Origin of the sequence: Defluviimonas aquaemixtae (genome assembly GCF_900302475.1) — a bacterium.
GTDB lineage: Bacteria > Pseudomonadota > Alphaproteobacteria > Rhodobacterales > Rhodobacteraceae > Albidovulum > Albidovulum aquaemixtae.
In genome coordinates this window covers 1,042,396-1,063,906 of record NZ_OMOQ01000001.1, presented here as the reverse complement: position 1 = coordinate 1,063,906, position 21,511 = coordinate 1,042,396, and the positions used below count along the sequence as shown (strand labels likewise).

The 21,511-nt window shown below is 63.5% G+C and carries 20 protein-coding genes; 15 read left to right on the top strand and 5 right to left on the bottom strand.

All coding sequences use genetic code 11. The annotated features are described in order from the left end of the window. Positions 1-9: 9 nt before the first annotated feature. Genes DEA8626_RS05240 through iolG form a run of 3 tightly spaced genes read left to right on the top strand, consistent with a single transcriptional unit; the run spans position 10 to position 2,700 of the window. Positions 10-867 (top strand): 5-deoxy-glucuronate isomerase, encoded by an 858-nt coding sequence (locus tag DEA8626_RS05240; protein ID WP_108851980.1) that lies wholly within the window; start codon positions 10-12, stop codon positions 865-867. Next, positions 864-1,694: a class II fructose-bisphosphate aldolase gene (locus tag DEA8626_RS05235; RefSeq protein WP_108851979.1), complete on the top strand. Its 831-nt coding sequence runs from the start codon at positions 864-866 to the stop codon at positions 1,692-1,694. Before DEA8626_RS05240 ends, DEA8626_RS05235 begins: the two co-directional genes overlap by 4 nt. A gap of 1 nt (position 1,695) precedes the next feature. Next, positions 1,696-2,700 (top strand): inositol 2-dehydrogenase, encoded by a 1,005-nt coding sequence (gene iolG / locus DEA8626_RS05230; RefSeq protein ID WP_108851978.1) that lies wholly within the window; start codon positions 1,696-1,698, stop codon positions 2,698-2,700. Positions 2,701-3,472: 772 nt separating this feature from the next. On the opposite strand, the gene DEA8626_RS05225 is transcribed toward iolG, so the two are convergent. Beyond that, positions 3,473-4,975, bottom strand: a complete 1,503-nt coding sequence (locus tag DEA8626_RS05225; protein ID WP_108851977.1) for an aldo/keto reductase — start codon at positions 4,973-4,975, stop codon at positions 3,473-3,475. Further along, entirely contained in the window at positions 4,972-5,643 is a 672-nt protein-coding gene (locus DEA8626_RS05220) for a GntR family transcriptional regulator (RefSeq protein WP_108851976.1), read from the bottom strand. Before DEA8626_RS05220 ends, DEA8626_RS05225 begins: the two co-directional genes overlap by 4 nt. 131 nt (positions 5,644-5,774) lie before the next feature. Here DEA8626_RS05220 and DEA8626_RS05215 point away from each other — a divergent pair, with 131 nt between their 5' ends. From DEA8626_RS05215 to DEA8626_RS05180, 8 genes are all read left to right on the top strand, one after another. Further along, positions 5,775-6,149, top strand: a complete 375-nt coding sequence (locus tag DEA8626_RS05215) for a TIGR04076 family protein (protein WP_108851975.1) — start codon at positions 5,775-5,777, stop codon at positions 6,147-6,149. Continuing rightward, positions 6,146-7,231: an aldo/keto reductase gene (locus DEA8626_RS05210; protein WP_108851974.1), complete on the top strand. Its 1,086-nt coding sequence runs from the start codon at positions 6,146-6,148 to the stop codon at positions 7,229-7,231. The genes DEA8626_RS05215 and DEA8626_RS05210 overlap by 4 nt, the downstream gene beginning before the upstream one ends. Beyond that, the gene (locus tag DEA8626_RS05205) at positions 7,224-7,997 is read left to right on the top strand and encodes an ABC transporter ATP-binding protein (RefSeq protein ID WP_108851973.1); all 774 of its coding nucleotides are present in this window, start codon (positions 7,224-7,226) and stop codon (positions 7,995-7,997) included. The genes DEA8626_RS05210 and DEA8626_RS05205 overlap by 8 nt, the downstream gene beginning before the upstream one ends. Continuing rightward, complete coding sequence (locus tag DEA8626_RS05200) at positions 7,990-8,721, top strand: ABC transporter ATP-binding protein (protein WP_108851972.1); 732 nt, start codon at positions 7,990-7,992, stop codon at positions 8,719-8,721. The genes DEA8626_RS05205 and DEA8626_RS05200 overlap by 8 nt, the downstream gene beginning before the upstream one ends. Next, complete coding sequence (locus tag DEA8626_RS05195) at positions 8,718-9,632, top strand: branched-chain amino acid ABC transporter permease (protein WP_108851971.1); 915 nt, start codon at positions 8,718-8,720, stop codon at positions 9,630-9,632. The genes DEA8626_RS05200 and DEA8626_RS05195 overlap by 4 nt, the downstream gene beginning before the upstream one ends. After that, the gene (locus DEA8626_RS05190) at positions 9,629-10,600 is read left to right on the top strand and encodes a branched-chain amino acid ABC transporter permease (RefSeq protein WP_108851970.1); all 972 of its coding nucleotides are present in this window, start codon (positions 9,629-9,631) and stop codon (positions 10,598-10,600) included. The genes DEA8626_RS05195 and DEA8626_RS05190 overlap by 4 nt, the downstream gene beginning before the upstream one ends. 1 nt (position 10,601) lies before the next feature. Further along, the gene (locus DEA8626_RS05185; RefSeq protein ID WP_108851969.1) at positions 10,602-11,864 is read left to right on the top strand and encodes an ABC transporter substrate-binding protein; all 1,263 of its coding nucleotides are present in this window, start codon (positions 10,602-10,604) and stop codon (positions 11,862-11,864) included. A 64-nt stretch (positions 11,865-11,928) separates the two neighbouring features. Then, positions 11,929-12,621 carry an aspartate dehydrogenase domain-containing protein gene (locus DEA8626_RS05180; protein WP_108851968.1) on the top strand — a complete coding sequence of 231 codons (693 nt, stop codon included), beginning with the start codon at positions 11,929-11,931 and terminating at the stop codon, positions 12,619-12,621. 480 nt (positions 12,622-13,101) lie between these two features. Here DEA8626_RS05180 and DEA8626_RS20800 read toward each other — a convergent pair whose 3' ends face one another. Together DEA8626_RS20800 and DEA8626_RS05170 are read right to left on the bottom strand one after the other, a co-directional pair. After that, on the bottom strand, positions 13,102-13,608 hold the full coding sequence (locus DEA8626_RS20800; RefSeq protein ID WP_146188834.1) for a hypothetical protein: 507 nt from the start codon (positions 13,606-13,608) through the stop codon (positions 13,102-13,104). A 306-nt stretch (positions 13,609-13,914) separates the two neighbouring features. After that, complete coding sequence (locus DEA8626_RS05170; protein ID WP_108851966.1) at positions 13,915-14,142, bottom strand: hypothetical protein; 228 nt, start codon at positions 14,140-14,142, stop codon at positions 13,915-13,917. Positions 14,143-14,450: 308 nt separating this feature from the next. Between DEA8626_RS05170 and DEA8626_RS05165 the strand changes: the two genes are divergently transcribed. Next, positions 14,451-16,517 carry a S8/S53 family peptidase gene (locus DEA8626_RS05165; RefSeq protein WP_108851965.1) on the top strand — a complete coding sequence of 689 codons (2,067 nt, stop codon included), beginning with the start codon at positions 14,451-14,453 and terminating at the stop codon, positions 16,515-16,517. Between the two features lie 8 nt (positions 16,518-16,525). Here DEA8626_RS05165 and DEA8626_RS05160 read toward each other — a convergent pair whose 3' ends face one another. Further along, positions 16,526-17,617, bottom strand: a complete 1,092-nt coding sequence (locus DEA8626_RS05160; protein WP_108851964.1) for a phosphatase PAP2 family protein — start codon at positions 17,615-17,617, stop codon at positions 16,526-16,528. 256 nt (positions 17,618-17,873) lie between these two features. Between DEA8626_RS05160 and DEA8626_RS05155 the strand changes: the two genes are divergently transcribed. The 3 genes from DEA8626_RS05155 to DEA8626_RS05145 all read left to right on the top strand — a co-directional run bounded on the left by DEA8626_RS05155 (position 17,874) and on the right by DEA8626_RS05145 (position 21,508). Continuing rightward, complete coding sequence (locus tag DEA8626_RS05155) at positions 17,874-19,478, top strand: hypothetical protein (protein ID WP_108851963.1); 1,605 nt, start codon at positions 17,874-17,876, stop codon at positions 19,476-19,478. Between the two features lie 342 nt (positions 19,479-19,820). Beyond that, positions 19,821-20,765, top strand: a complete 945-nt coding sequence (locus tag DEA8626_RS05150) for an aminotransferase class IV (RefSeq protein WP_108851962.1) — start codon at positions 19,821-19,823, stop codon at positions 20,763-20,765. A 284-nt stretch (positions 20,766-21,049) separates the two neighbouring features. Further along, complete coding sequence (locus DEA8626_RS05145; protein WP_108851961.1) at positions 21,050-21,508, top strand: (2Fe-2S)-binding protein; 459 nt, start codon at positions 21,050-21,052, stop codon at positions 21,506-21,508. Positions 21,509-21,511: the final 3 nt, after the last annotated feature.

Sequence of the window (21,511 nt, the reverse complement as noted above, 5' to 3'; positions counted from 1 at the left end):
GAGACGCAGATGCATATCGCGCCCCACGACAACCAGAACGTACCGATCGTCGACGTCGATAACGCACTTGTGCCGCTGAACTATTTCAACATCGTCAAGCTGAAGAAGGGCGAGGTGTTCGAATACGCGGTTCCGGGCTACGAGACATGCGTGGTCCCCGCGACCGGGACGGTGGATGTCGATGTCGAAGGCGCGGCCTTCAAGCGCCTCGGCAACCGGGGCGTCGATGTCTGGGACGGAGAACCCGAGGGCGTCTATGTTCCCGTCGGCGCCAAGGTGCGCATCACCTGCGTTTCCGACACGACCGAGACCTTTATCGCGGGGGCGAAATACGACCGCGTGCTGGAACCGTTCGACGTGCGTGCCGCCGATCTCGACGTGGTGCAATACGGCTCGGACGACACCAAGACGCACCGCAAGATCAAGCATATCCTCGGCACGAAATACCACGACAAGGTGGGCCGTCTGCTGGTTTCCGAGTTGTTCATCGTCGGACAGGGCGGCTGGTCGGGATTCCCGAGCCACAAGCATGACACCGACCGCAGGGGCGCCGACGGCGAGATGATCGAGACCCGCCACGATGAGACCTACAACTTCCGTTTCCGGCCGAACTACGGCTCTGGTTTGCAGATGCTCCAGCGCGAGGACAACGAACCGGGCGATGCCTACCATATCATGGATGGCTCGACGATCCTGCTCGACAAGGGCTATCACCCCTGCGCCGCACTTCCGGGCTACGAGATGTATTATTTCACCATCCTCGGCGGGCTCAGCCAGCGCAGCCTGAAGCAGTATTTCCAGCCGACGCACGAGGCGCAGCTGCACACGATCCCCGGGATCATGGACATGGTTGCCAAGTTCAAATGAGCCTCGTGACGCTCGCCGAGGTGCTGCAACCTGCGCTGAAAGGCGGCTATGCCGTCGCCGGTCTGGTCACGCTCGGCTGGGAAGACATGCGCGCCTACGTCGCCGCCGCGGAGGCCGAAGGCGTGCCGGTGATCCTGCAGGCCGGCCCATCCTGCCGCGAACACACTCCACTGCCCGTGCTGGGCGCGATGTTTCGCCACCTGGCCGAGGCGGCCTCGGTGCCGATCGTGGCGCATCTCGACCACGGCTACACCGCCGGGGACTGTCGCATCGCCATCGACTGCGGCTTCACCTCGGTCATGTTCGACGGTTCGCGCAAGCCGCTTGCCCAGAACATCGAGGAGACCGCCGCGATCGCCGAGATCGCCCGCGCGGCGGGCGTGTCCTGCGAGGGCGAGATCGGTTTTGTCGGCTATTCCGGCGGCGAGGGCTCTGCCGGGACCGACCCTGAAGAAGCCGCACGGTTCGCGCGGGAAACGCGGGTGGATGCCATGGCCATCTCGGCGGGCAACGTGCATTTGCAGCGCGACAAGGAAGGCGGGCTCGACGAGAGCCGCATCCGCGCGATCGAAGCCGCGACCGAGGTGCCGCTGGTGATCCATGGCGGATCGGGGGTACCTGTCGCACAACGCACATCGCTGGCGCGCGGGTCAAAAATCTGCAAGTTCAACATCGGCACGGAGTTGCGCATGGCCTTCGGTCAGGCCTTGAGGGAGGCGGTGAACCGTGATCCGGACCGCTTCGACCGGGTTCAGATTCTCAGAGAAACCCATGAACCACTGGTGGCCGCCACCCGCACCGTGCTGCGAGCCTTCAAGGGAGCATGAAATGCTGAACATCGGACTTCTCGGTTGCGGCAGGATCGGTCAGGTTCACGGCCGTTCCATCGGCCAGATCGACGGCGCCAGGGTAGCCGCAGTCGCCGATGCCTTGGAGGCGCCGGCCAGGACACTGGCGGATAAGACCGGCGCCACTGTTATGGGGGCCGAAGAACTCATCGCCAGCGCCGACGTCGACGCCGTTGTCATCGGCACACCCACAAACACCCATTTCGACCTGATCCATGCCGCCGCCTCTGCGGGCAAGGCGATCTTCTGCGAAAAGCCGGTGGACATGTCGGCCGATCGGATCCGCGACTGCATCAAGGCGGTGGAGGCCGCCGGCGTGCCGTTTATGACGGCCTTCAATCGCCGCTTCGACCCCAACTTTGCCAATGTCCAGGCGCGTATCGCGGCGGGAGAGATCGGCGGGGTCGAGATCGTGACGATTCAGTCCCGCGATCCGTCGCCGCCTCCTATCAGCTATATCCAGAGTTCCGGTGGACTATTCCGGGACATGATGATCCATGACTTCGACATGGCCCGGTTCCTGCTGGGGGAAGAGCCGGTGACGGTCTACGCGGTGGGCGCATCGCTGGTCGACCCGGAGATCGGTCAGGCTGGCGACGTTGACACGGCGGCGGTGACGCTGACCACGGAAAGCGGCCGGATCTGCCAGATCACCAATTCCCGCCGTGCCAGCTACGGTTACGACCAACGGATCGAAGTGCATGGCGAGAAGGGTATGTTGCGGGCCGGGAACGTGCTGGAAAACACTGTAGAGATTGCCACTTCGACGGGATTCAGGAAGGCGCCGGCGCAGCATTTCTTCCTGGAGCGTTACGAAGCAGCCTACCGCGCAGAGATGGCGCATTTCGTGGAGGGCGTGGTCAGTCAGAAGCACATCTCACCAGGAATAGTGGATGGATTGCGCGCGCAGATATTGGCAGATGCCGCTACGCGCTCATTCGAGCAGGCGGCAGCGATCAGTTTGATTGAACCCAACGGGCCCTGAGAGTGGTGCATAGTCCACGAGCGCCCGTTGCTGGGGCGTCTGGGCTTTTTCATCGAAAGGCGGGTCTGATGGGTGTTGTAAGTTGTCATTATGGCCGCCAATGTCAGTCTGTGTGCGTCCCATCCGCTTCAGGCGTTGCGGAGCGTGCGTCGAATTGATCTCAGAACGGAAGTTCGCCGCTTCTGTCCTCTGTGTTGGTATTGTGCATGCGAGGCCACTGCCGAACTGAACTGCTCAATGAAGACCCCATTCATCCATACTCAGGCTGCCCTGCCCTTGGGAGAATCTTGCCTGCATTCGGGGCCCCTCGTCTTCGCCTAGATCTGCCGTTGAACTCCTTGGTGCGGGAGGCACCAAAGAAGCTTGCTATTGGGTCTAATCATTCGAGACGCTTCCTTCACGTGGCGCCGCAGGAAGTTAAGGCCAACCTTGCAATACTAATCCTGTTGACGACGGAAGCCGCCGGAAGTGATGACAGAAATCACGCCTGTCCAAGCCAACAAAGGCGCAACAGACAACCGCGCCGCATTGGTGGCTGCGTCAAAGACTATCTGTTACTCTCCTCAACCAGCCCGCTGGTCGGCCGCCGGTGCGCTAGCGGACAACATGCATGAGGGACTTCGACTGCCAATATCCCGGAAGGAAAGGCAGGCAATAGGCGGTACACGGAATGCTCGGTATCTGGCGCTCGCGGCCCGAAGCGACCCTTGACCCGTGCACCACGATGCAGCGATGCGGGCGGGATCACTTGCTGAGTTTCGAGGCGGCAAGATCATGCCTCGGACGGTTCGCATCCTGTGGCGGCGCGGCAGCGCGATATCGCTTCGGCCTCAATCTCGACCCGGTAATCGCCGATGAGTTTCGCCACGACGACCAGCGTGTTCGCGGGTTTGATCTCGCCGAAGACGCGGCCATGCGCCTGAGAAACGCCCTGAACGTCGTCTGAATTGGTCAGATAGATTCGCGTCCGCACGACATCCCCGGCCGAGGCGCCGAGGGCGGCCAGCGCCGCGAGAATCTTGTCGAGGATGAAGGTCGTCTGCGCGGCGGCATCCGCGGAGGCCACGGAGCGGTTTGAGCCGGACGTGGCGGTCGTGCCCGAGACCAGAATCCGGTCGTCGATCCGCTGGGCGCGGCAATAGCCCGCGATCTCCTCCCACTCCGAACCAGTCATGACGCGACGTGCACCGGGCCGGTGCGGCACGTCCGTCGCCTCAGACGCCAGCGGCATCGCGTCCAAATGATGGCTAAGATCGCCCGAGGCGGTCAGGAAAGGCGGCTTGCGGTACTCGTCGCCGCAATCGCCGGGCAGCGGGCGAGTTGCCGCGAAAGCGGCATCGAGGTGCGCTCGATCCTCGGCATCGAGCCGGAATGAGAAGATGCGCGCATTGTCGGCCATATGCTCGCTTTCGCCGAGCCGCGCCCCGATGATCACGCCCGCAACACCGGTCTGATCCAGCACCCAGCGGGTCGCAACATTCGCGATGGAAACGTCATGTTTCCGCGCGATCTCGTTTGCAGCTTTCAGGATGTCCTGATACGGCTCCCAGCCGCCGGCGGTGTCGATGAAGCGCTTGTATTTCATCTTCGACCAGTCGGTGATCTCTGTAGGCTCCGGCTGTCCCAGCCAATGTTCCGACAGGAAACCACCGCAAAGCGTGCCATAGGCCAGAAGCCGCACCGTCGAACGGTTGCACAGATTGGCCAGCGGTCCCGCCGCCCGCCGGTCCAGAAGCGAGAACGGCACCTGATTGGTCAGTACGGGAACACCATCTGCAAGTGCCAGATGCAGGTGCGCGGCGTCGAAATTGGTGACGCCGAGTTCACCGATCAGCCCCTCGTCCCGCAACTTCGCGAGTTCGTGCAGCGCGTCGAGCCAGCCGGGATGCTGGTAGCTCCACCAGTGGAACTGCAGGAGATCGACGCGCTGGGCGCCCAGCCGATCCAGCCGTTCCTGAACGCCGGCGCGCACCAAGTCGGCCGCCATCGGACCCGGCTCCGGGCACCACTTGGTAAAGGCAAGTGGCCGGTCGGCGCGGCCCTCGAACCGTGACAGGAGCCGCCCCGCGATGATCTCGGACGAGCCGTAGTGGTCGGCCATGTCGAAGGTCGTGAAGCCTGCCTCGGCATAGGCCTGCAGCGCGTCCGCCCCTTTGTCGGGGTCAATGGTCTGGCCGCCCTTTTCAATATCGGCGACCTGCCAGAGACCGGTCAGAACGCGGCTGATCTCCAGATCGCCAAGCCGGTAACGGTCGGGCCGAACAGCGTCACTCACACCGCGGCCCCACCCGTTGTTTCGGGCGCGATCACCCGGAAGCTGCGCTCAATATCCTCGGCAAGCGCGGCATGGGCCGCCTTCCGGTCGCCGCGCCTAAGCGCCTCGACAATCTCGTGATGGTGCTTGTGCTCGTCGATCCGCGTTGCGTCGTGATGATGGATGACAAGGTTGAGATAGGCGCCGTATTGCAGCCACAGCGCCTCGACCAGCGGCAGAAGAACCTTTGATCCGCTTTTTCGGTAAAGCGCGAAGTGAAAGTCGTGGTTTTGCTGCAGATCCGGCGTTGTGCGGCCGGCGTCGCGGGGTGCTGCGAGGACCGCCTCCATCTCATCCAGAGTGTCGCTGTCCATCCGGCCGATCGCCTGGTCGAGCACGAGCGCTTCGAGCGCGAGCCGGGCCCTCTTCAGGTCCTGCATCCGGTCCGCATCGAAGGGTGGTACCATCAACGTCCGGCTCGGCGTGTCGATCAGCGCACCCTCGGCCACGAGGCGGCGAACCGCTTCGCGGACGGGCGTCATGGAGGTCCCCAACTGATCGGCCAACCCGCGCAGATTGACGGTGTCACCGGGGGCGAATTCACCGCGCGTGAAGGCGTCGCGCAGCGCGAAATAGGCATTTTCGCGCAGTTTCGACTGGTCGATCTTGGCGATGCGGGGACCCGTCATGTTCGCCTCTGCCTCTGGACTTGCCCATTCAGAGTACCCGCCCGGAACAGATTGACAAGCGAAGTGTCACATACCTACGATAAAATATCACAGATAACACCTGGGTGGCGCGCTCACCCGGCGGGGGAAAGATGCAGGGGGAGAAGAAGGGCTTCTGGCTATACGATCTGAAGGTGGAGACAGTGCTTGCCGACCGCCCTGCCGTCTGCCGTCATATCGAGGGCGACTCCTTCCGCGTCGAGGGCGAGGCGCTCGTATTCGAGGCGGGCCAGCGCGTTTCGATGTATGCGCTTGCTGCGCTTCTGCCGCTTCTGCCTGCCAAGCAGCGCGAAACCTCTGAAGCTGACTGGATGTCGACCGACGCCGAAATCGCCTGCCCCGACCCGCATTGCGGCGGGCGGTTCCGCGTGACCCGAACCGGCAAACGGTGGTTCGGCCATGCCGAAACCACCGGCTTACCGGAAGCGCGCGGTACACCCTATTGGCAGGGGGACGGCAAGGAATGACTGCGATAGAAACGGCCGAGCTGCGTCCCGGCCACGAAATCTCGCGCGTGATCAAGGGCGGCTGGCAACTGGCGGGCGATCACGGCGCCGTCGACCGGGAAGCGGCGATCCGCGACATGGAAGCCTTTCTCGAAGCCGGCATTACGACCTTCGACTGCGCAGACATCTACAAGGGCGTCGAGGAGATGATCGGTGCATTCATCGCCGATCTGCGCCGCCGGAGGGGTGCCGCAGTGGCCCGCAGGGTCTGCGTGCATACAAAGCTCGTGCCCGATCTCGGGCGGCTCGCCGATCTGCGTCCCGCCGAGGTCGAGGCGATCGTCGATCGCTCGCTCACGCGGCTGAAGGTCGAGCGGCTGCACCTAGTCCAATTCTACTGGTGGGACCTGTCCGTGGGCGACGCTGTCTCCGCGCTCGAAGTGCTGAAGCGGTGTCAGGAGAAGGGCAAGATCGCCAGTCTTGGCGTGAACAACTGGGATCGGACCGACATCGCGCCCTTCGTCGATGCCGGGTTCGACATCTCAGCGGCGCAGGTCCAGTACTCCGTCCTCGACCGCCGCCCTGCCAACGGGTTGGCCGCCTGGGCGAAGGGCAAGAACATCAAGCTTCTGTGCTACGGATCGCTGGCTGGCGGGTTCCTGACGGAAAGCTGGATCGGCAAGCCTGATCCGGGGTTCGAGTTCGATAACCGGTCCCTTGTGAAGTATCGCCTGATCATCGACGAATTCGGGACTTGGGAGCAGTTTCAAAAGCTACTGGCGGTGCTGAAGGCTGTGGGCGACCGGCACGGCGTATCGCCGAGCGCTATTGCCACGCGATGGGTCTTGGACCAGCCGCAGGTCGCCGGCGCAATTGTCGGGGCGCGCTATGCCCGGCATTTGCCGAAGATGCTGGACGTGTTCAATGTGGCCCTTGACGGGGACGACTGCGCAAAGATCGACGCCGTGATCGCCAGGGCGAAGGGTCCGGACGGGCCGGTCTACGGATTGGAGAGGGACCGCACCGGGCGGCACGGGCGGATCATGAAATATAACCTCAACACCCGGCCCGACGATCGGATCCTCGGTGCCGCGGATGGCTGAGCCGATCCTCTCCACGCGCGGTCTCACGCGTGATTTCGGTCCGTTCCGAGCGGTCGACGAAGTGTCTTTGAGCATCCGGCCCGGCTCGATCACCGGGCTCATTGGGCCGAACGGGGCGGGCAAGTCCACAGTGTTCAACCTTCTGACCGGAGTGTTGAAACCGACCGCGGGACAAGTGGCTCTGAACGGGCAGGACGTGACCGGCCTTTTGCCGGACAAGCTCTTCGCGCTTGGTCTCGGCCGCACATTCCAGATCCCGCGCCCCTTCGCGCGGATGAGTGTTCTGGAAAACGTGATGACGGCGCCGCTCGGTCAGATTGGCGAGGGCATCCTTGGCCCGTTCCTGCATCGGGCCCGCGTCCGCGAAGAGGAGGCGCGCATCCGCGCGCGCGCGCTGGAGGTTTTGGACTTCGTGACCCTCGCACCACTCGCCGATCATCCGGCAGGCAACATATCGGGCGGGCAGATGAAGCTTCTGGAACTGGCCCGCGTCCTGATGGGCGACCCTGCGGTGATCCTACTCGATGAACCGGCGGCGGGGGTGAACCCGACACTGACCAACATACTGATCGAGAAGATCGAGGAGCTGAACCGGCAGGGCAAGACCTTCCTCATCATCGAGCATGACATGGATTTCGTCATGCAGCACTGCGACCCGGTGATCGCCCTTGCCGAGGGACGGGCCGTCTTCGAAGGCACGGCGGAAGAGGCGCAGGCCAATCCGGTGCTGCTTGACGCCTATCTCGGGGTGATGGCGGATGGCTGATATGGCCCTCAGCGCCGAGGGGATCATTGCGGGCTATGTGCCCGATCTGCCTATCCTGACGGATGTCGGCATTGCGGTGCCGCGCGGATCGGTCACGGTGATCATCGGACCGAACGGCGCGGGAAAATCGACACTCATCAAGGCCATCACCGGTCTGGTCAAGGTCAGCGCCGGACGCATCACCCATGAGAGTGCGGACATCACCGGTATCCGGCCCGACCAGCTTGCCGGGCAGGGCGTCGCCTATGTGCCGCAGATGGACAACATCTTTCGCACACTGACGATCCGCCAGAACCTCGATCTGGCGCTGCGGAACGCCGGGCCGGACACGGCGCTGCGGCTGGAGGAGCTTTACGCGCGCTTTCCACCGCTTGCGGAAAAGCGCCACGAAAAGGCGGGGGCGCTTTCGGGCGGGCAGCGCCAGTTCCTCGCCGTGGCGATGGCGCTTGCCTCGCGCCCATCACTGATCCTGATGGATGAACCTTCGGCCGGATTGTCGCCCAAGGCGGCGCAAGAAGTGCTGGAATGCGCGCGCGGTCTGACAGAACAGGGCGTGACGATCCTGCTCGTGGAGCAGAATGTCAAACAGGCGCTGCGCCTCGCCGATCACTGCTACATCCTTGCCGAAGGCCGCAACCAGATCGACGGGCCCGCCGCCGACCTTCTGTGCGATCCGGTCGTGGGCGAGATCTATCTTGGCGCAAAGCGGGCGCGGGCGTCATGATCCAGAACCTCGCCGACGGCATACTCGTGGGTTCGGTCCTGTCACTGGGCGCGATCGGATTGACGATGGTCATGCATATGCTGCGCTTCGCCAATTTCAGCCACGCGGAGCTTCTGTCGATCGGCGCCTATTCGGCGCTCGTCTTCGACGCGATCTTCGCCGCGATCCTGCCGACGCTGGCCACGAAGATCGGCCCCCTGTCGATGACTTGGGCGTTGGCCGTGGCACTGATGCTGGCGCTGGCGGTGACGGCGATATCCGCGCTCCTCGTCGACCGGCTGGTGTTTCGCCGGGTGCGCGAGAAGGGATCGGAACTGTCGATGGTCTTCGCCTCGTTCGGAGTCGCGATGATCATCCGCAATGCAATCGGACTGATCTTCGGGCTTGGCACGCATCTTTACTCCAGGGACATCGTGTTTGCCGTCGTTCTCAGCCGCGATCCGATGGTGCTGATCAAGCCCGATCAGGTCTTCGCGCTCACCGCCGCCCTCGCGATCATGTTCGCATTGCACCTAGTCCTGTCACGGACGACGCTGGGCTATGCCCTGCGGGCGGTGGCGGAGAACCCTGCATTGGCGCAAGTGAACGGCATCCGCCTCAGCCACATGATCGCGCTCGTCTGGCTCGTTGGCGGCGGGTTGGCGGCGGTTGCGGGCGTCTTTTACGGGCTTACCAACCAGATCAGTCCAATGATCGGGCGCGACCTTGTCTTGCCGGTCTTCGCCGCCACGATCGTCGGCGGCATCGGCAGCATTTATGGTGCCGTCCTTGGCGGTTTCGTGGTCGGGATCGCGGCCAACATGGCGCTTGCCGTGCTGCCCTCGGGCTACAGCCCATCAGTGCCGTTCCTGATTATTCTCGCGGTGCTTCTCATCCGGCCGAACGGGCTTTTCGGCGAGGCCCGGGCATGATCGGCGTACTCTCATATGCGGTCTTCTTCACCACCGTCGCCTCGATCCTCGCGATCGCGGTACTGGGGCTGAACCTGCAATGGGGCAATACCGGGCTCTTCAACGGTGGTGTCGTCGCCTTCTTCGGCGCCGGTGCTTACGGCACGCTGATCCTCGGCGGCACGCCTCAGGCGGATCACTTTGGCGGGTTCAATGTTCTCTATCCGCTCGCACTCGCCGGCGGCGCCCTGGCGGCGGGGCTCTTGGCATGGATTGTCGGCGCCCTCACGCTGCGCCTCCGCCACGACTACCTCGCCATCGCCACTTTCGGCATCGCCGTCACCTTCGAGAATATCATGCGCAACGCCGAATGCTTCTCGGGCGGCGCGAAGGGCCTGCGCGGGTTTGAACGACCTCTTAGGGGCTGGTTCGGCGACGGCTTCGCCTACAACCTCTTCTTTCTCTGCGTCGTCCTGATCATCCTCATTGCGGTCTATCGATTTCTCCAGCACGTCGTCCACTCGCCCTTCGGCCGCCTCCTGCGTGCAATCCGCGAAGATGAAGATGCGGCACGGTCGCTCGGCAAGTCTCCCGCCCGAATACGGCTGACATCCTTCATCACCGGATCGGTGATCATGGGCCTGTCGGGCGGGCTCTACGCCACCTTCTACGCCTTCGTCAGCCCGCAGGACGTGCTGCCCACGCTGACGTTCCAGATCTGGGCCATGCTGATCGTCGGGGGTGCGGGCAACAACCGTGGGGCTGTTATGGGGGCGTTCCTCATCTGGGGCGCCTGGACGGCGAGCGGTTGGGCGCTGTCACGCTTCGCGCCGATCGAGGCGCAGCTTTACACCGGCTCGATTCAGTACATTCTGATCGGATCGGTCATCGTCGGCATGCTGCTCTGGCGGCCTCAGGGTCTGTTTCCGGAGCGGCTGGTCGTATCGCAATCGGGAAAACCCGGACAACCAAGCAAACAGGGAGTGTGAAATGACAACATTCGGAATGGTCAAGACGGCCGGGGTCGCCTTCGGGCTGGCTGTCGGCTTCAGCGGCGCGGCAATGGCGCAGGATTGCACCACCAAGATCGGCGCGGTCCTGCCGACATCCGTGGACTGGGGCAAACCCATCGCGGAAACCGCGCAATTCGTCGTCGATCAGGTCAACGAGGCAGGCGGTGTCCAGGGTTGCCAGATCGAGATGGTGCTGCGCGACAGCCAGGTCGACCCCAAGGTCGGGGTGGACGCGGCCAAGGCGCTGGTTGATCTCGACGGCGTGCAGGTTCTGCTTGGCGCGGTGTCGAGCGGCGTTTCGATGCCGATCCTGACCTCGGTCACCGTCCCGGCGGGAGTCGCGCAGTTCTCATGCTGCTCGTCCTCGGGTGCGTTCACGGCGTTAGCTGAGGAAGGCAAGACGAACGGCCTCTGGTTCCGCACCTTCGCGACGTCCGGCGTGCAGGCCGCGGTGGGTGCAAAAGTCGCCAAGGATCAAGGCTACAAGTCCGTCGCCGTCCTCTACAAGAACGATGACTGGGGTCAGGACATCGGTAAACTCGTCGCCGAGAACCTGAAGGCGCACGGGATCGAGGTCACCGGCTCAGTCGCGATCAACGATGCCCAGCCGTCCTACCGTGCGGAGGTGACCGAAGCACTGGCGGGTGAACCCGAGGCGATCTATCTCGCGATCTATCCGACCGAAGGAAGCTCGGTCGTGCGGGAATGGGTGTCGCTGGGTGGAACGCAGAACATGATCCTCGCCAATTCGCTGAAATCCGACGAGTTTCGCGACAACGTCGGGTTGCAGTATCTCGGCAATGCGCATGGCACCGACACCGCCTCGCCGCGTGTCGAGTCCGCGGATGCCTTCGTTGCCAGCTACAAGGCACGCTTCGCGTCCGAGCCGAACGGGCCCGGCCTCGCCAACAGCTATGATGCGACGATGATCGCGCTTCTGGCGATGGAAGCGGCGGGCAAGGACGCCAGGGGCGCAGATATCGCTGCCGCCGTCTCGCGCGTCACCGATCCGGCGGGCACGCCCGTCACTGCCGATGCGGCGGGCTTTGCGGCGGCGCGTGACATTTTGGCCGGCGGGGGTTCTGTTCTCTATCAGGGTGCCACCGGCAATGTGCGCTTCGACGCAAACGGCGATGTCTCGGCCCCGGCGGTGGTCTGGACCTTCACCGAAACCGGCACCGAGGAAGCCAGCTACATAACGCTGGAAGAGGTCGATGCTCTGATGGCCTCGACCAACTAGACATCGCGCGAAAGGTTCCCGGCCCGCCAAGCGCGCAGGCCGGACTCCTTCGGGGAGACTGCGGATGGACCGGACGGTCAGCGTGATCGGTGCGGGCCGGATCGGGCGGGGCGTAATCGCGTTCCTGCGCGCGACCCCGCACTTTCAACTCTCTCGCGTGCTGACGAGGGGCGGTCCCCCCGATACCGCTGATCCGGACGCGTTTCTCGCCGCGCCCGCCGGACTGATCATCGAAACGGCCGGTCCCGGGGCGCTGCGGGCGTTCGGCCCGCAGGCGCTGGCCAAGGCGGACCTCTGGACCGTATGCGCGGGAGCACTGGCCGATGATGCTTTTCGCCGGAGGTTGGAGGAGGTGGCCGAAGCGCACGGGACGAGGTTGCGGCTGTTCTCGCCCTGGTTCGCTGGGATCGGCCATGGCGCTGACGATCATACCGCCCGGCTTCACATTCGTGCCGCCCGTCCGGGCCTTGGGGCCAGTTGGTCGGGATCACTGCGTGAGGCTATTACGCTCTTTCCATACGATCTGAACTCGGCGGTTGCTGCGGCGCTCTGCGGCCCCGGACTTGATGCGACAAGTGTCGAGCTCCTCGATTCCGGCGCTCATGGCGCGCACCGGATCGATACCGAGCTCGTTACTGCCACGGGCCGGTTCATGTCCAATGTTGTGTTCCACCCGTGCGAGACCGAGATACACCCGACCGCCGCATCCATTGTCGGGGCGCTGCGATCAGATCTGAAAGCAATCCAATACGGTTGAACGTGTAGTGGGTGACCTGAGTGCGGCACTTGACCCGATCCGCAATAGTCTTCGACGTCGTGTTTTGCCGTGCCGGACGCCTTCACGTCACCGTTTACTGCGTTTGAAGGGAACGGCGAGAATGCGGGACGCTCCGGACCTTCTGCACTGAGGCTGGTATGTTCAGTTCCGGTTAAAACCCCCCGGACTGATACGCCGCGATGCGCCAATAATATCTGGGCCCTGGAGACATGTCATTGAAAAGGGCGCTCCGAATTGTTGAGCCGGCAATTCCCAGAAAGCCGAAAGTACCAGCCGATGGCGCGACGGCACGTGATCAGAGCTTGGACATCTGCTGCACACGCCGCTGAGTGGTCGTAGACGATCGGTAAAGAAAAAACAGATCTCGAAGATGTAATTCATCGCGACTGCGCGAAGCTCTTGAACCCGCGGCAAGAGTGCTCCGAACCTCGAAAAATGGACGTTCTCACAGGAGATATGTCAGACGACGCCGAAACGCGTTCTGCAACCCTGGTTGAAGCCCGCCGGCAGCCGCTCGCCGCTCCAGGGCACATAGGCGGCGTCAAAACGCACCGTCGCGCCGGGCAAGTTCCCGGCCGGGCGGGGATTCACGCCCGGCCGCAAGCGCACCGCTCCTGTCAGGCTGACCCTATCTTCGGCCTGATGAAGCAGAATGTAACCGTCACCCCCTAGATGGCGCCCTTCCCCGACATGACCTTTGCGCTTCTGGCGCTCCACGACGAAGATTTCGCCACCATCAGGACCCTGCGCGACGAGCGTTGCGTGCAGCACGGCATCGGGTTTCAGCTCCGCCGGAGCCTCCTCCTCTTGCCCTGTGCAATCACCGGCATTGGAGATGCTTAAAAATTCATTCCGCCCACCCGATCGCGACACAATCAGGAACTCATTGCGTGCGCTGGTAAACGTCTGGGGGTGCAAATGCCTTGCTGTAGCCCGCCGGTTCTGCATAGCAATGAAAAAACTCACTTCAAAAGGCTCCTTTCTCGCCTCACAGGGTAAGATCGACTATGCGCGAAGTGCGTTATCGTCCCGACAGCGGATCGTTATCGCAGCGTCAAAATGACTGGCAGAACGCAAAATGGCGCGAATTCCGTGCATCGCACAGCGTGGACGCAGCCACAGAACGCTCGGTGATGGGGTGTGGGTGGAGTGCAATGCACCTGTCCCGCCGCGTTCTTCCCGCGACGGTTCAGGGATCGAGACCGGCCTGCCTGTCTCGGACGACTCGGCGCGCCGGGCGCCTTTGGTTCGGGGCGAGGGAATTCGCCCCGATCAGGACTGTAGCATCGCCGTAGGGGTCGCCCGGTCCCGGTCGGCGGGCGGGACGAGATAACCCGCGACGAAGGCGAAAGCCGCCGCCATCAGCGCGTCCGCGAGGACAAGCGGCATGATGTCGGGCGGATAGCCGCGCAGCGCAGCGAGGGTGGTGGCCACGATTGCCGCCGTGATGCTGGCCGCGATCACTTTCCGTGCGGGTCGGGATGTTGCCATGTTCGCCATGGGATGTCCTCCTGGTTGCCGGAGATTGCCGGCACCCCAGTCTCTCCGGGCGGCATCAACCGTCCGTCAGCAGAAAGTGAACGATCCGCGAAAAGCGCAGCCCGACATCGGCGCGGGCCTAAAAATAGCGGCGACGACGGCATCGCGAGGGCGGTTCGGGGTTTGTTTCACCGCGAAGACCGCACCGAAAGAAGGTGTCAGCGTCAATCTACCGTCAAATCGTGTGCAACGGCGTGTCCTTGGCGGCCAATTCCTTGTCAGGTCTAAGACCGAACGGCATCATTTTCTCAGAGCGAATGGAGGACCTCATGGCCGACCAGAACGGAGACGCTCCCAAGAGAGACGAATTCAGGACCGATCGGGATGGATATCTGGAGTTTGCCACCCATCTTGCCTTCCTCAAGGACGGGGGGCTCGATGTGGAGCGTCTGCGCTGGCAGGGAATTCCCGTGAAGAGCAAGTCAGACGTGCTCTGGGAGTCGATTCTGGTGGAGTCCGTCAGCACGAACCTTCGGACGGAGGATTTTTTCAGGGCGCTCACTTCGAACGGCAGAGCCGAGCGGCTCGCGTTCGATCCCTTCGTTCAGGACTACGCCGCACTAACGCGCAAGGAGGACGAGCCGGTCGTGGCGATCATCTACCGGCGGCTCGACTCCGCGCGGGACGATGAACTTTTCGTCGTCCTCGCCGTCGGCGGTCTTGTCACTGAAGACGCCGTCGCGTTTGAAGGCGGAGACCCCGATCCGGACCCTCCACCCGACATCGTTGGCGACGCCATGGCGCTAGCGGAATCCGAGGGCGAAGCGGAATCCGCGGCCGAAAGCCCCAGGGTCGTGCTTGGCATTGTCGACGACTGCATCCCGCTGCTGAACGCACGGTTCTGGGACGGCGCGGGCGTGTCGCGGATCGTCGACTTCACCGCGCAGTCCTGGGGCGCGCCGCCAACCGTCCTTGGAAAGACGCAGATCGGGCAATGGCTCGATCGCCTTCAAGAGGAAGGCGAAACCGTCCTCTACCGGGAACTGGCCGCGCTGTTCTTCCCGCCGCTCACTCGGCACAGCCTGTCAAATCGCGGCAGCCACGGATCGCATATGCTGGATCTGGCCGGCGGCATCGACCAGTCGTCTAGCGATCCGCTTGGAGAGGTGTCGATGCGTGTGGTGCAACTGCCACCGGTTGTCTACGACGACACGTCGGGCAAGAAGATGCCCCTGCAGGTGATCCTTGGCCTGTGGCGGTTGATACTCGACACATTTGGAACGGCCGACGCCCTGGTCGTGAACATCAGTCTCGGCGTTCTTGCCGGGTCGAAGGACGGGCGCTCCCTTCTCGAACAGGTGATCGCCCAGACAATCGACATTGCCGCTGCCCTGCCGTTTCCTCTCGAAGTGTTCGTCGTGTTTCCCTACGGAAACGACTACGCGAAGCAGCAGGTGGCGCGCCGCAAGCTGGTCAAGGGAGAGCCGCGAGACTTCACCCTGCGGGTGCAGCCAAGCGACCTGACGCCGAGCTATGTCGAGTTGCGCGCTTCGACGAAGCTCCCGGGCAACGACCTGGAAAAGCTCAAGATCGAGCTCCGATCGCCTTCGGGCGAGGTCTTTGGCCCGAACACCATTCCAGCCGGCGGCGTTCGCAAACTGGTGAACGCGAACGGCGAGGACATCGCGTGGATCTCGCACCGCGCGGCGCAGACAATGTTCGCGCTGTCCATCCCGGCCTACATCCTCATCTCGCTCCGCCCCACGAAGGAGCTGAACTCGACGAAGCCGACAAGCCCCAGCGGCGCCTGGACGATCCTTGTCGAGAACACCGGCGACGCCGAGATGGATTTCCTGCTTCAGGTCCAAAGCGACGACAGCCCCTATCCCCGGCGGACAGGCGCGCGGCAATCCTATCTCGACGCGCCAAGCGTCCATGAATTCAACCCGCGCACCCGCGACTACGATTTTCACGGGGCGGGTGACATCACGCATGAGGGGACGAACTCGGCCTACACGACCATTGATTCAGCCGGCGCCCTGACCGCAGGCGGGGCGGTCGTCCGGCACGACCCTCTTAACACCCCGCCGCACCATATCGCTCCGGCCGACTACACGTCGGAGGGCGCGGACTGGTCGGGACACCAACCGACGGCATCGGCGGTTTCGAGCGTCGCGCGGGCTCCGAGGGGCGTCCGGGCGGCAGGTGTCCATTCGCACGCCACCGTGTCGCTCGACGGGACGAGCGCGGCCGTGGCCACGCTCACCCGCGACAAGGTATTGCGTCTGCTGGGTGCCCCGCTTCCCGATACCGCCGTGACGGCCCCCCTACCGAAGTCGCGGCTGGGCGACCGGGTCGTCCTCGACAACCCGGCGATCCGCAAGCGCGGGGTGTGAGGCCCGCATCACTTTTCCGAGGGCATTTCGTCCTTGGCGTGGTCCCAAAGCCCTATGATCAGGGGATCGCGCGGGCCCCTAACGAAGTTCCTCGACGTCGTCTGAAGCTGGTTCTTCAGAACCACTTCGCTGAGCTCATAGTTCTGCGCCGGCGGCGCGAGAAGCTCGTAGGCGAGAGTCGCAGCCTGCGCGCTCGCGTAGTTGACGATCGCTTCGCCGATCGCGAGGCCGAGCGCCGCGCCCGCGACGCCATCATAAGGATAGTGAACGCCCGCGACGACTCGGTTGTCGGCAATCCGCATCGCCGTGCGCAGTAGCATTGTGGCGCCATGATTGCCGCCGACGGCGACATCCAGCAACCTGAAGGTCCCATCGCCCGCCTCCCAGCGGTGCAGCAATCCGCAGAGGACGGCGGCCACGGCGAAGCTTTCGGTGCCGTGACCTGACGGCCAAGCGCCGTGCCCGGGCGTTTCGATCATCGGAACGACCCTTGCGCTCAACTGGCTCGGCCTCGGCACGTCGAAAATGAACTTCAGCGGAAATTCCGTGTAGCCGCAAAGCCGGACGACCGCCTCGAGCAGTTCGGCGATCCATTCCGAATAAGTGAGGTCGATCTTCAGGATCGCGGCGAAGAAGGACAGGATATCCTCGGTCTGCACGATGATCTCGTCGAACCGATCCTCGCGCAGGTCGGCGTAGGACTGAACGTGCAGCAACTGGTCTCGAAAAAACGTATCGGCGGGCTCGGTGAGTTTCACTAGCGGATCAGGGCCGCTCACCAGATCGCAGTGAACCTGACCGATGGTTCCGCCGCCCGCGTCGCTCGTCACGAACTTGTAGAACAGGCGGTGGTCGATCACCACCTCTCGCGGGATCGGCGCGAGCGCCCTCAGTCTCTCGAAATCGGCTCGCGAGGTCGGCGTGAGGTCGTGCGATCCATCCCAGAAAGGCGATATCCCCTCTCGATGCGTCAGCAGCGCTGAATCGAGCGCCGCATCCTCGCCTTCGGAATAGGCGCGGCCGGCACGTCCTGCCCGCCCTGCACGTCCGGCCCGCCCGGCGCGGCCCGCCCGGCCTGCTCTTCCTGCTCTACCAGCCATACAAGCCGTCCCCCGCAGAAAAGTGTCAGCGCGAAAAAAAATGATGACCGCCAACCTGTTGGCCTGTCAACGTCCCGGCCCTCATCCAACTGGCGAAACCGAAAAATTGACGCTAGACTGACGAAAAACTTGCGAAGATGTCGCGGCGCTCTTGCCGGACGGACGTTCGCCGGCCTCCCGGTGCACCCTTGGCCGAGAGATCGCGCATGCAGGCCGAGCGCCGCCTGGTTCGGGGCGGTCACATGGGACCCGTTTTATGAAAAAGGGCTTCAGGATCAATTTTTTCGGAGCTCTTGCGCTCGCCGATCCCGATGGCAATGACATTACCCCGAAAGGTTCGAAGCCCAGAGCCCTGCTGGCGCTTCTTGCCGAGGCCGGCGACATGAAGCGATCCCGCCGCTGGCTGGAAAGCAAGCTGTGGAGCGACCGTGGGCCCGCGCAGGCCAGCGGAAGCCTGAGGCAGACGCTGACCGAGATCAGAAACGCGTTCGGCGACCACGCGGACCTGCTCGGCGCGGATCGCAGCGACGTCTGGCTGGACAGCGAGCGCATCGAGACGGATCTGATCGCGGCATCCGACCCGCGCCGCACCGGCAGGGAGTTCCTCGAGGGGCTCGACGCGAAGGACGAAGAGTTCGACGAGTGGTTGCGAAACGCCAGGGCCCACTATGCCAGCGCGGACGTGCCGACACCCGCGACGCAGCCGCTGCGTCGTGGCCTTCTCATTCGCGCCGAGAAGTCCGAAAGCGGAACATCCTCCGAGAGGGTTACCGGCCGCATCATCGCCGACCAGGTCGCCCGGAATCTGGAGGACAGGCTCTCCGCCAGCCGGTTTCTGAAGGCGGACCGCGCGGGGTTCTCAGGAACGTTCGATCTCGAGATCCGATGCGACGTCGCACAAGACGACGACCGCTCGGTGATCTTCCTGAGGATCGAGGACCCAAGGGACGGATGCCTGCTTTATTCTGATCACAAGAGCGTATCGGGCGGGATCGCCGAAGCGATCACCGGCACCATCGTCGCGGATCTCGTGCATGGCGCAGCCACCAAGGTCATCCACAAGCTACCGGAGCGGTTGAGCCCGTCGAGGCCCGAGTCACAGGCTGTCAAGGATGCACTCCAGGGTGCAAAGAGCCTCGCGCAGTTCGATCCGCTCGGCTTCGACGAGGCGCACCGCTACTTTACCAAGGCCCATGAAGAGGACCCGAACGGCGTCTATCTCGCCTGGCGCGCCTTCGTCCGAATGGCGCAACTCGTGGAGAAGGTCGACGGGGACCACGACGCCTGGCGGGATGAGATCGACGAGCTTGTCCCGAGCGTGGTTTCCCGCGCCCCCGACAACGGGCTGGCGGTGGCACTCGTTGCTCTGACGCGCATCATGCTGGAGGATGAGCTAACGGGGCCCGCCAGGCTCGCCGAACAGGCGATGGCCTGGAACCGGAACAACCTTTTCGCCCGGCAGACGCTGGCAATGGCGCACAGCGCGGTCGGCGACCCCGCAAAGGCATACGAGATTTCTGCCGCGTGTCGATCGATGGCTTCCCGCGATGAGTTCGGGCACCTTTGGGACCTTTACCATTCCCTTGTCTGCATCAGCGCCGGCAGACTCGAGGAAGCCAGGTCGGCGGCCGAGCGCGCCAGCCGCGTCGCCCCGAAGTTCGTGGCGCCTCGCCGGCAGTTGCTGGCGCTTTGCGCCAATGCCGGCGACATTGCCGCGGCGAAGAAGTATCTTGAAGAACTCAAGTCGCTTGAAGTGGATTTCACGCTCGATCGCTACCTGAACGATCCTGACTACCCCGTGCTGACCCTGAGAAGAGCCGGAATCATTGCCCCTGTGAAGGGAGTGCCCGAGAAAAAATAGATCGCACCAAGGACAGGTCGACCGGACTTGCGCTAAAGCAGATTGGACCGTCCCATGCCGAAGTGCATGCCATCCATCATGGGTGCGGCGGACAAAGTGGCGTGTTCAGCCAGATGCATTTCTCTCGCGTTTTCGGCTTGATCCGGGCGGCTCCTGTCTGGCCGGATCAAGTTCCGGCACTCCGCAATTCGGCCCTTTCCGACGGACTATCGCATTCATCGCGCACGCCCGAGGCAATCCACAGCCAAGCTTCCCTGCGGAGTCTGGCTGCAGATAGGATGACCGGGAAGCGCACCGAACGCGCGCCTGTTGACCCGCGACCGCAGCATGGAAGACAGACTTATGAGACAGCCCAGCCAGTCCGCCCACGACTCCCAAGTGGATGCGCGGAACGAAACCATCAATATCTACGTCAACGGCGACATCCTCCCGAAAGAAGAGGCCGTCGTCTCGGTCTACGACAGCGGCTTCATGCTCGGCGACGGCATGTGGGAGGGACTGCGCCTTCACGACGGTGAATGGGCCTTTTTCGACGATCACATGGACCGGCTGTTCAACTCGCTGAAGTCGGTCTCCATCGACATCGGCACGGGCCCGTCCGGCATCCGCGACATCCTCGACCGCACGGCGGCCGCCAACGGGATGACCGGTGATGCCCATTGCCGCCTGATGGTCACTCGCGGGCGCAAGGCGAAACCGTTCCAGCATCCGAGCCTGTCCCGGTTCGGCCCGACCATCGTGGCGATCGTCGAGCATTCCAGGCCGGTCGCAAGCCTGAAAGGAAGGGGCGTGCGGCTTGCGACCGTTCCGCAGGTGCGCGGCCTGCCGATGAGCCAGGACCCCAAGTACAACAGCCATTCGAAGCTCAACTGCGTGATCGCCTGCCTTCAGGCCGAACAGGCCGGCGCGGACGAGGCGCTGATGCTCGACCCGCATGGCTTCGTGAACACCACGAATGCCTGCAACTTCTTCATCGTGCGCCGGGGCGAGGTTTGGACCTCCACGGGCGACTACTGCATGAACGGGGTCACCCGCCGCAAGGTGATCGACCTCTGCCGCGAGAACGGCACTCCTGTATTCGAGAAGAATTACTCGCTCTACGAGGCGTATGGCGCGGACGAAGCCTTCCTCACCGGAACCTTCGGCGCCTTGACCCCGGTGGCCGAGATCGATGGCAAGCCGATTGGCGAAGATGAGGGCGCGGGCCCCGTCACCCGGCACATTGGCGAACTTTACTCAGATTTGATCGCCCTGAATGTCGCCGAGCAAAAGGCCGCGCGGCGATAGATTGCGCCGAGGGCGGGCCCGCACTTTGCGGATGCGGGATGATGCGGTGACCGATTCCCGCCATCGCACGGGCCGCGCTGGCGGATTTCTGCCCACCAATGCGCGACATTGGGACCATCGGCTTAATCCGAAAACCGCGGCGATTGTGCTAGGATGCAGGGATCATCTTCAAATTGTGAAAGGCGTGCCCCGGCATTCGGCTATCCGCGCACAGGCAATGGCCCACGGACACCCAGAGCCGTCGAGCCCGCTCATCCAGGACCAACCCCACCGGGAGTATCAGAATGAGAACGATCAATATCAACGGAACCGACCACCAGCTCGACGTCGATGACGACATGCCGCTCATCTGGGCGATCCGCGACATCGTCGGGCTCACCGGGACCAAGTTCGGCTGCGGCCAGGCCCTGTGCGGCGCCTGCACCGTGCATCTCGACGGCGTGCCCGTCCGCTCGTGCCAGACCTTCGTGGGCGATGCCGAGGGCGCCGCGATCACGACGATCGAGGGGCTGAGCGGCAATGTGCCCGAAACGGTGCAGACGGTCTGGGCGGAAATGGACGTGCCGCAATGCGGCTACTGCCAGTCCGGTCAGATCATGTCCGCCGTGGCGCTTCTGGCCGAGACGCCGAAGCCCAGCGACGACGACATCGACGCGGCGATGGGCGGCAATCTCTGCCGCTGTGCCAGCTACCACCGAATTCGCGGCGCGATCCATGAAGCCGCCCGCAGATTGGAGGCCTGAGCC

Coding starts and splice junctions, on each gene's coding strand:
- DEA8626_RS05240 (WP_108851980.1), top strand. CDS start 10: ATGCATATCGCGCCCCACGACAACCAGAACGTACCGATCGTCGACGTC.
- DEA8626_RS05235 (WP_108851979.1), top strand. CDS start 864: ATGAGCCTCGTGACGCTCGCCGAGGTGCTGCAACCTGCGCTGAAAGGC.
- iolG (WP_108851978.1), top strand. CDS start 1,696: ATGCTGAACATCGGACTTCTCGGTTGCGGCAGGATCGGTCAGGTTCAC.
- DEA8626_RS05220 (WP_108851976.1), bottom strand. CDS start 5,643: ATGACGGGTCCCCGCATCGCCAAGATCGACCAGTCGAAACTGCGCGAA.
- DEA8626_RS05215 (WP_108851975.1), top strand. CDS start 5,775: ATGCAGGGGGAGAAGAAGGGCTTCTGGCTATACGATCTGAAGGTGGAG.
- DEA8626_RS05210 (WP_108851974.1), top strand. CDS start 6,146: ATGACTGCGATAGAAACGGCCGAGCTGCGTCCCGGCCACGAAATCTCG.
- DEA8626_RS05205 (WP_108851973.1), top strand. CDS start 7,224: ATGGCTGAGCCGATCCTCTCCACGCGCGGTCTCACGCGTGATTTCGGT.
- DEA8626_RS05200 (WP_108851972.1), top strand. CDS start 7,990: ATGGCTGATATGGCCCTCAGCGCCGAGGGGATCATTGCGGGCTATGTG.
- DEA8626_RS05195 (WP_108851971.1), top strand. CDS start 8,718: ATGATCCAGAACCTCGCCGACGGCATACTCGTGGGTTCGGTCCTGTCA.
- DEA8626_RS05190 (WP_108851970.1), top strand. CDS start 9,629: ATGATCGGCGTACTCTCATATGCGGTCTTCTTCACCACCGTCGCCTCG.
- DEA8626_RS05185 (WP_108851969.1), top strand. CDS start 10,602: ATGACAACATTCGGAATGGTCAAGACGGCCGGGGTCGCCTTCGGGCTG.
- DEA8626_RS05180 (WP_108851968.1), top strand. CDS start 11,929: ATGGACCGGACGGTCAGCGTGATCGGTGCGGGCCGGATCGGGCGGGGC.
- DEA8626_RS05170 (WP_108851966.1), bottom strand. CDS start 14,142: ATGGCGAACATGGCAACATCCCGACCCGCACGGAAAGTGATCGCGGCC.
- DEA8626_RS05165 (WP_108851965.1), top strand. CDS start 14,451: ATGGCCGACCAGAACGGAGACGCTCCCAAGAGAGACGAATTCAGGACC.
- DEA8626_RS05160 (WP_108851964.1), bottom strand. CDS start 17,617: ATGGCTGGTAGAGCAGGAAGAGCAGGCCGGGCGGGCCGCGCCGGGCGG.
- DEA8626_RS05155 (WP_108851963.1), top strand. CDS start 17,874: ATGAAAAAGGGCTTCAGGATCAATTTTTTCGGAGCTCTTGCGCTCGCC.
- DEA8626_RS05150 (WP_108851962.1), top strand. CDS start 19,821: ATGAGACAGCCCAGCCAGTCCGCCCACGACTCCCAAGTGGATGCGCGG.
- DEA8626_RS05145 (WP_108851961.1), top strand. CDS start 21,050: ATGAGAACGATCAATATCAACGGAACCGACCACCAGCTCGACGTCGAT.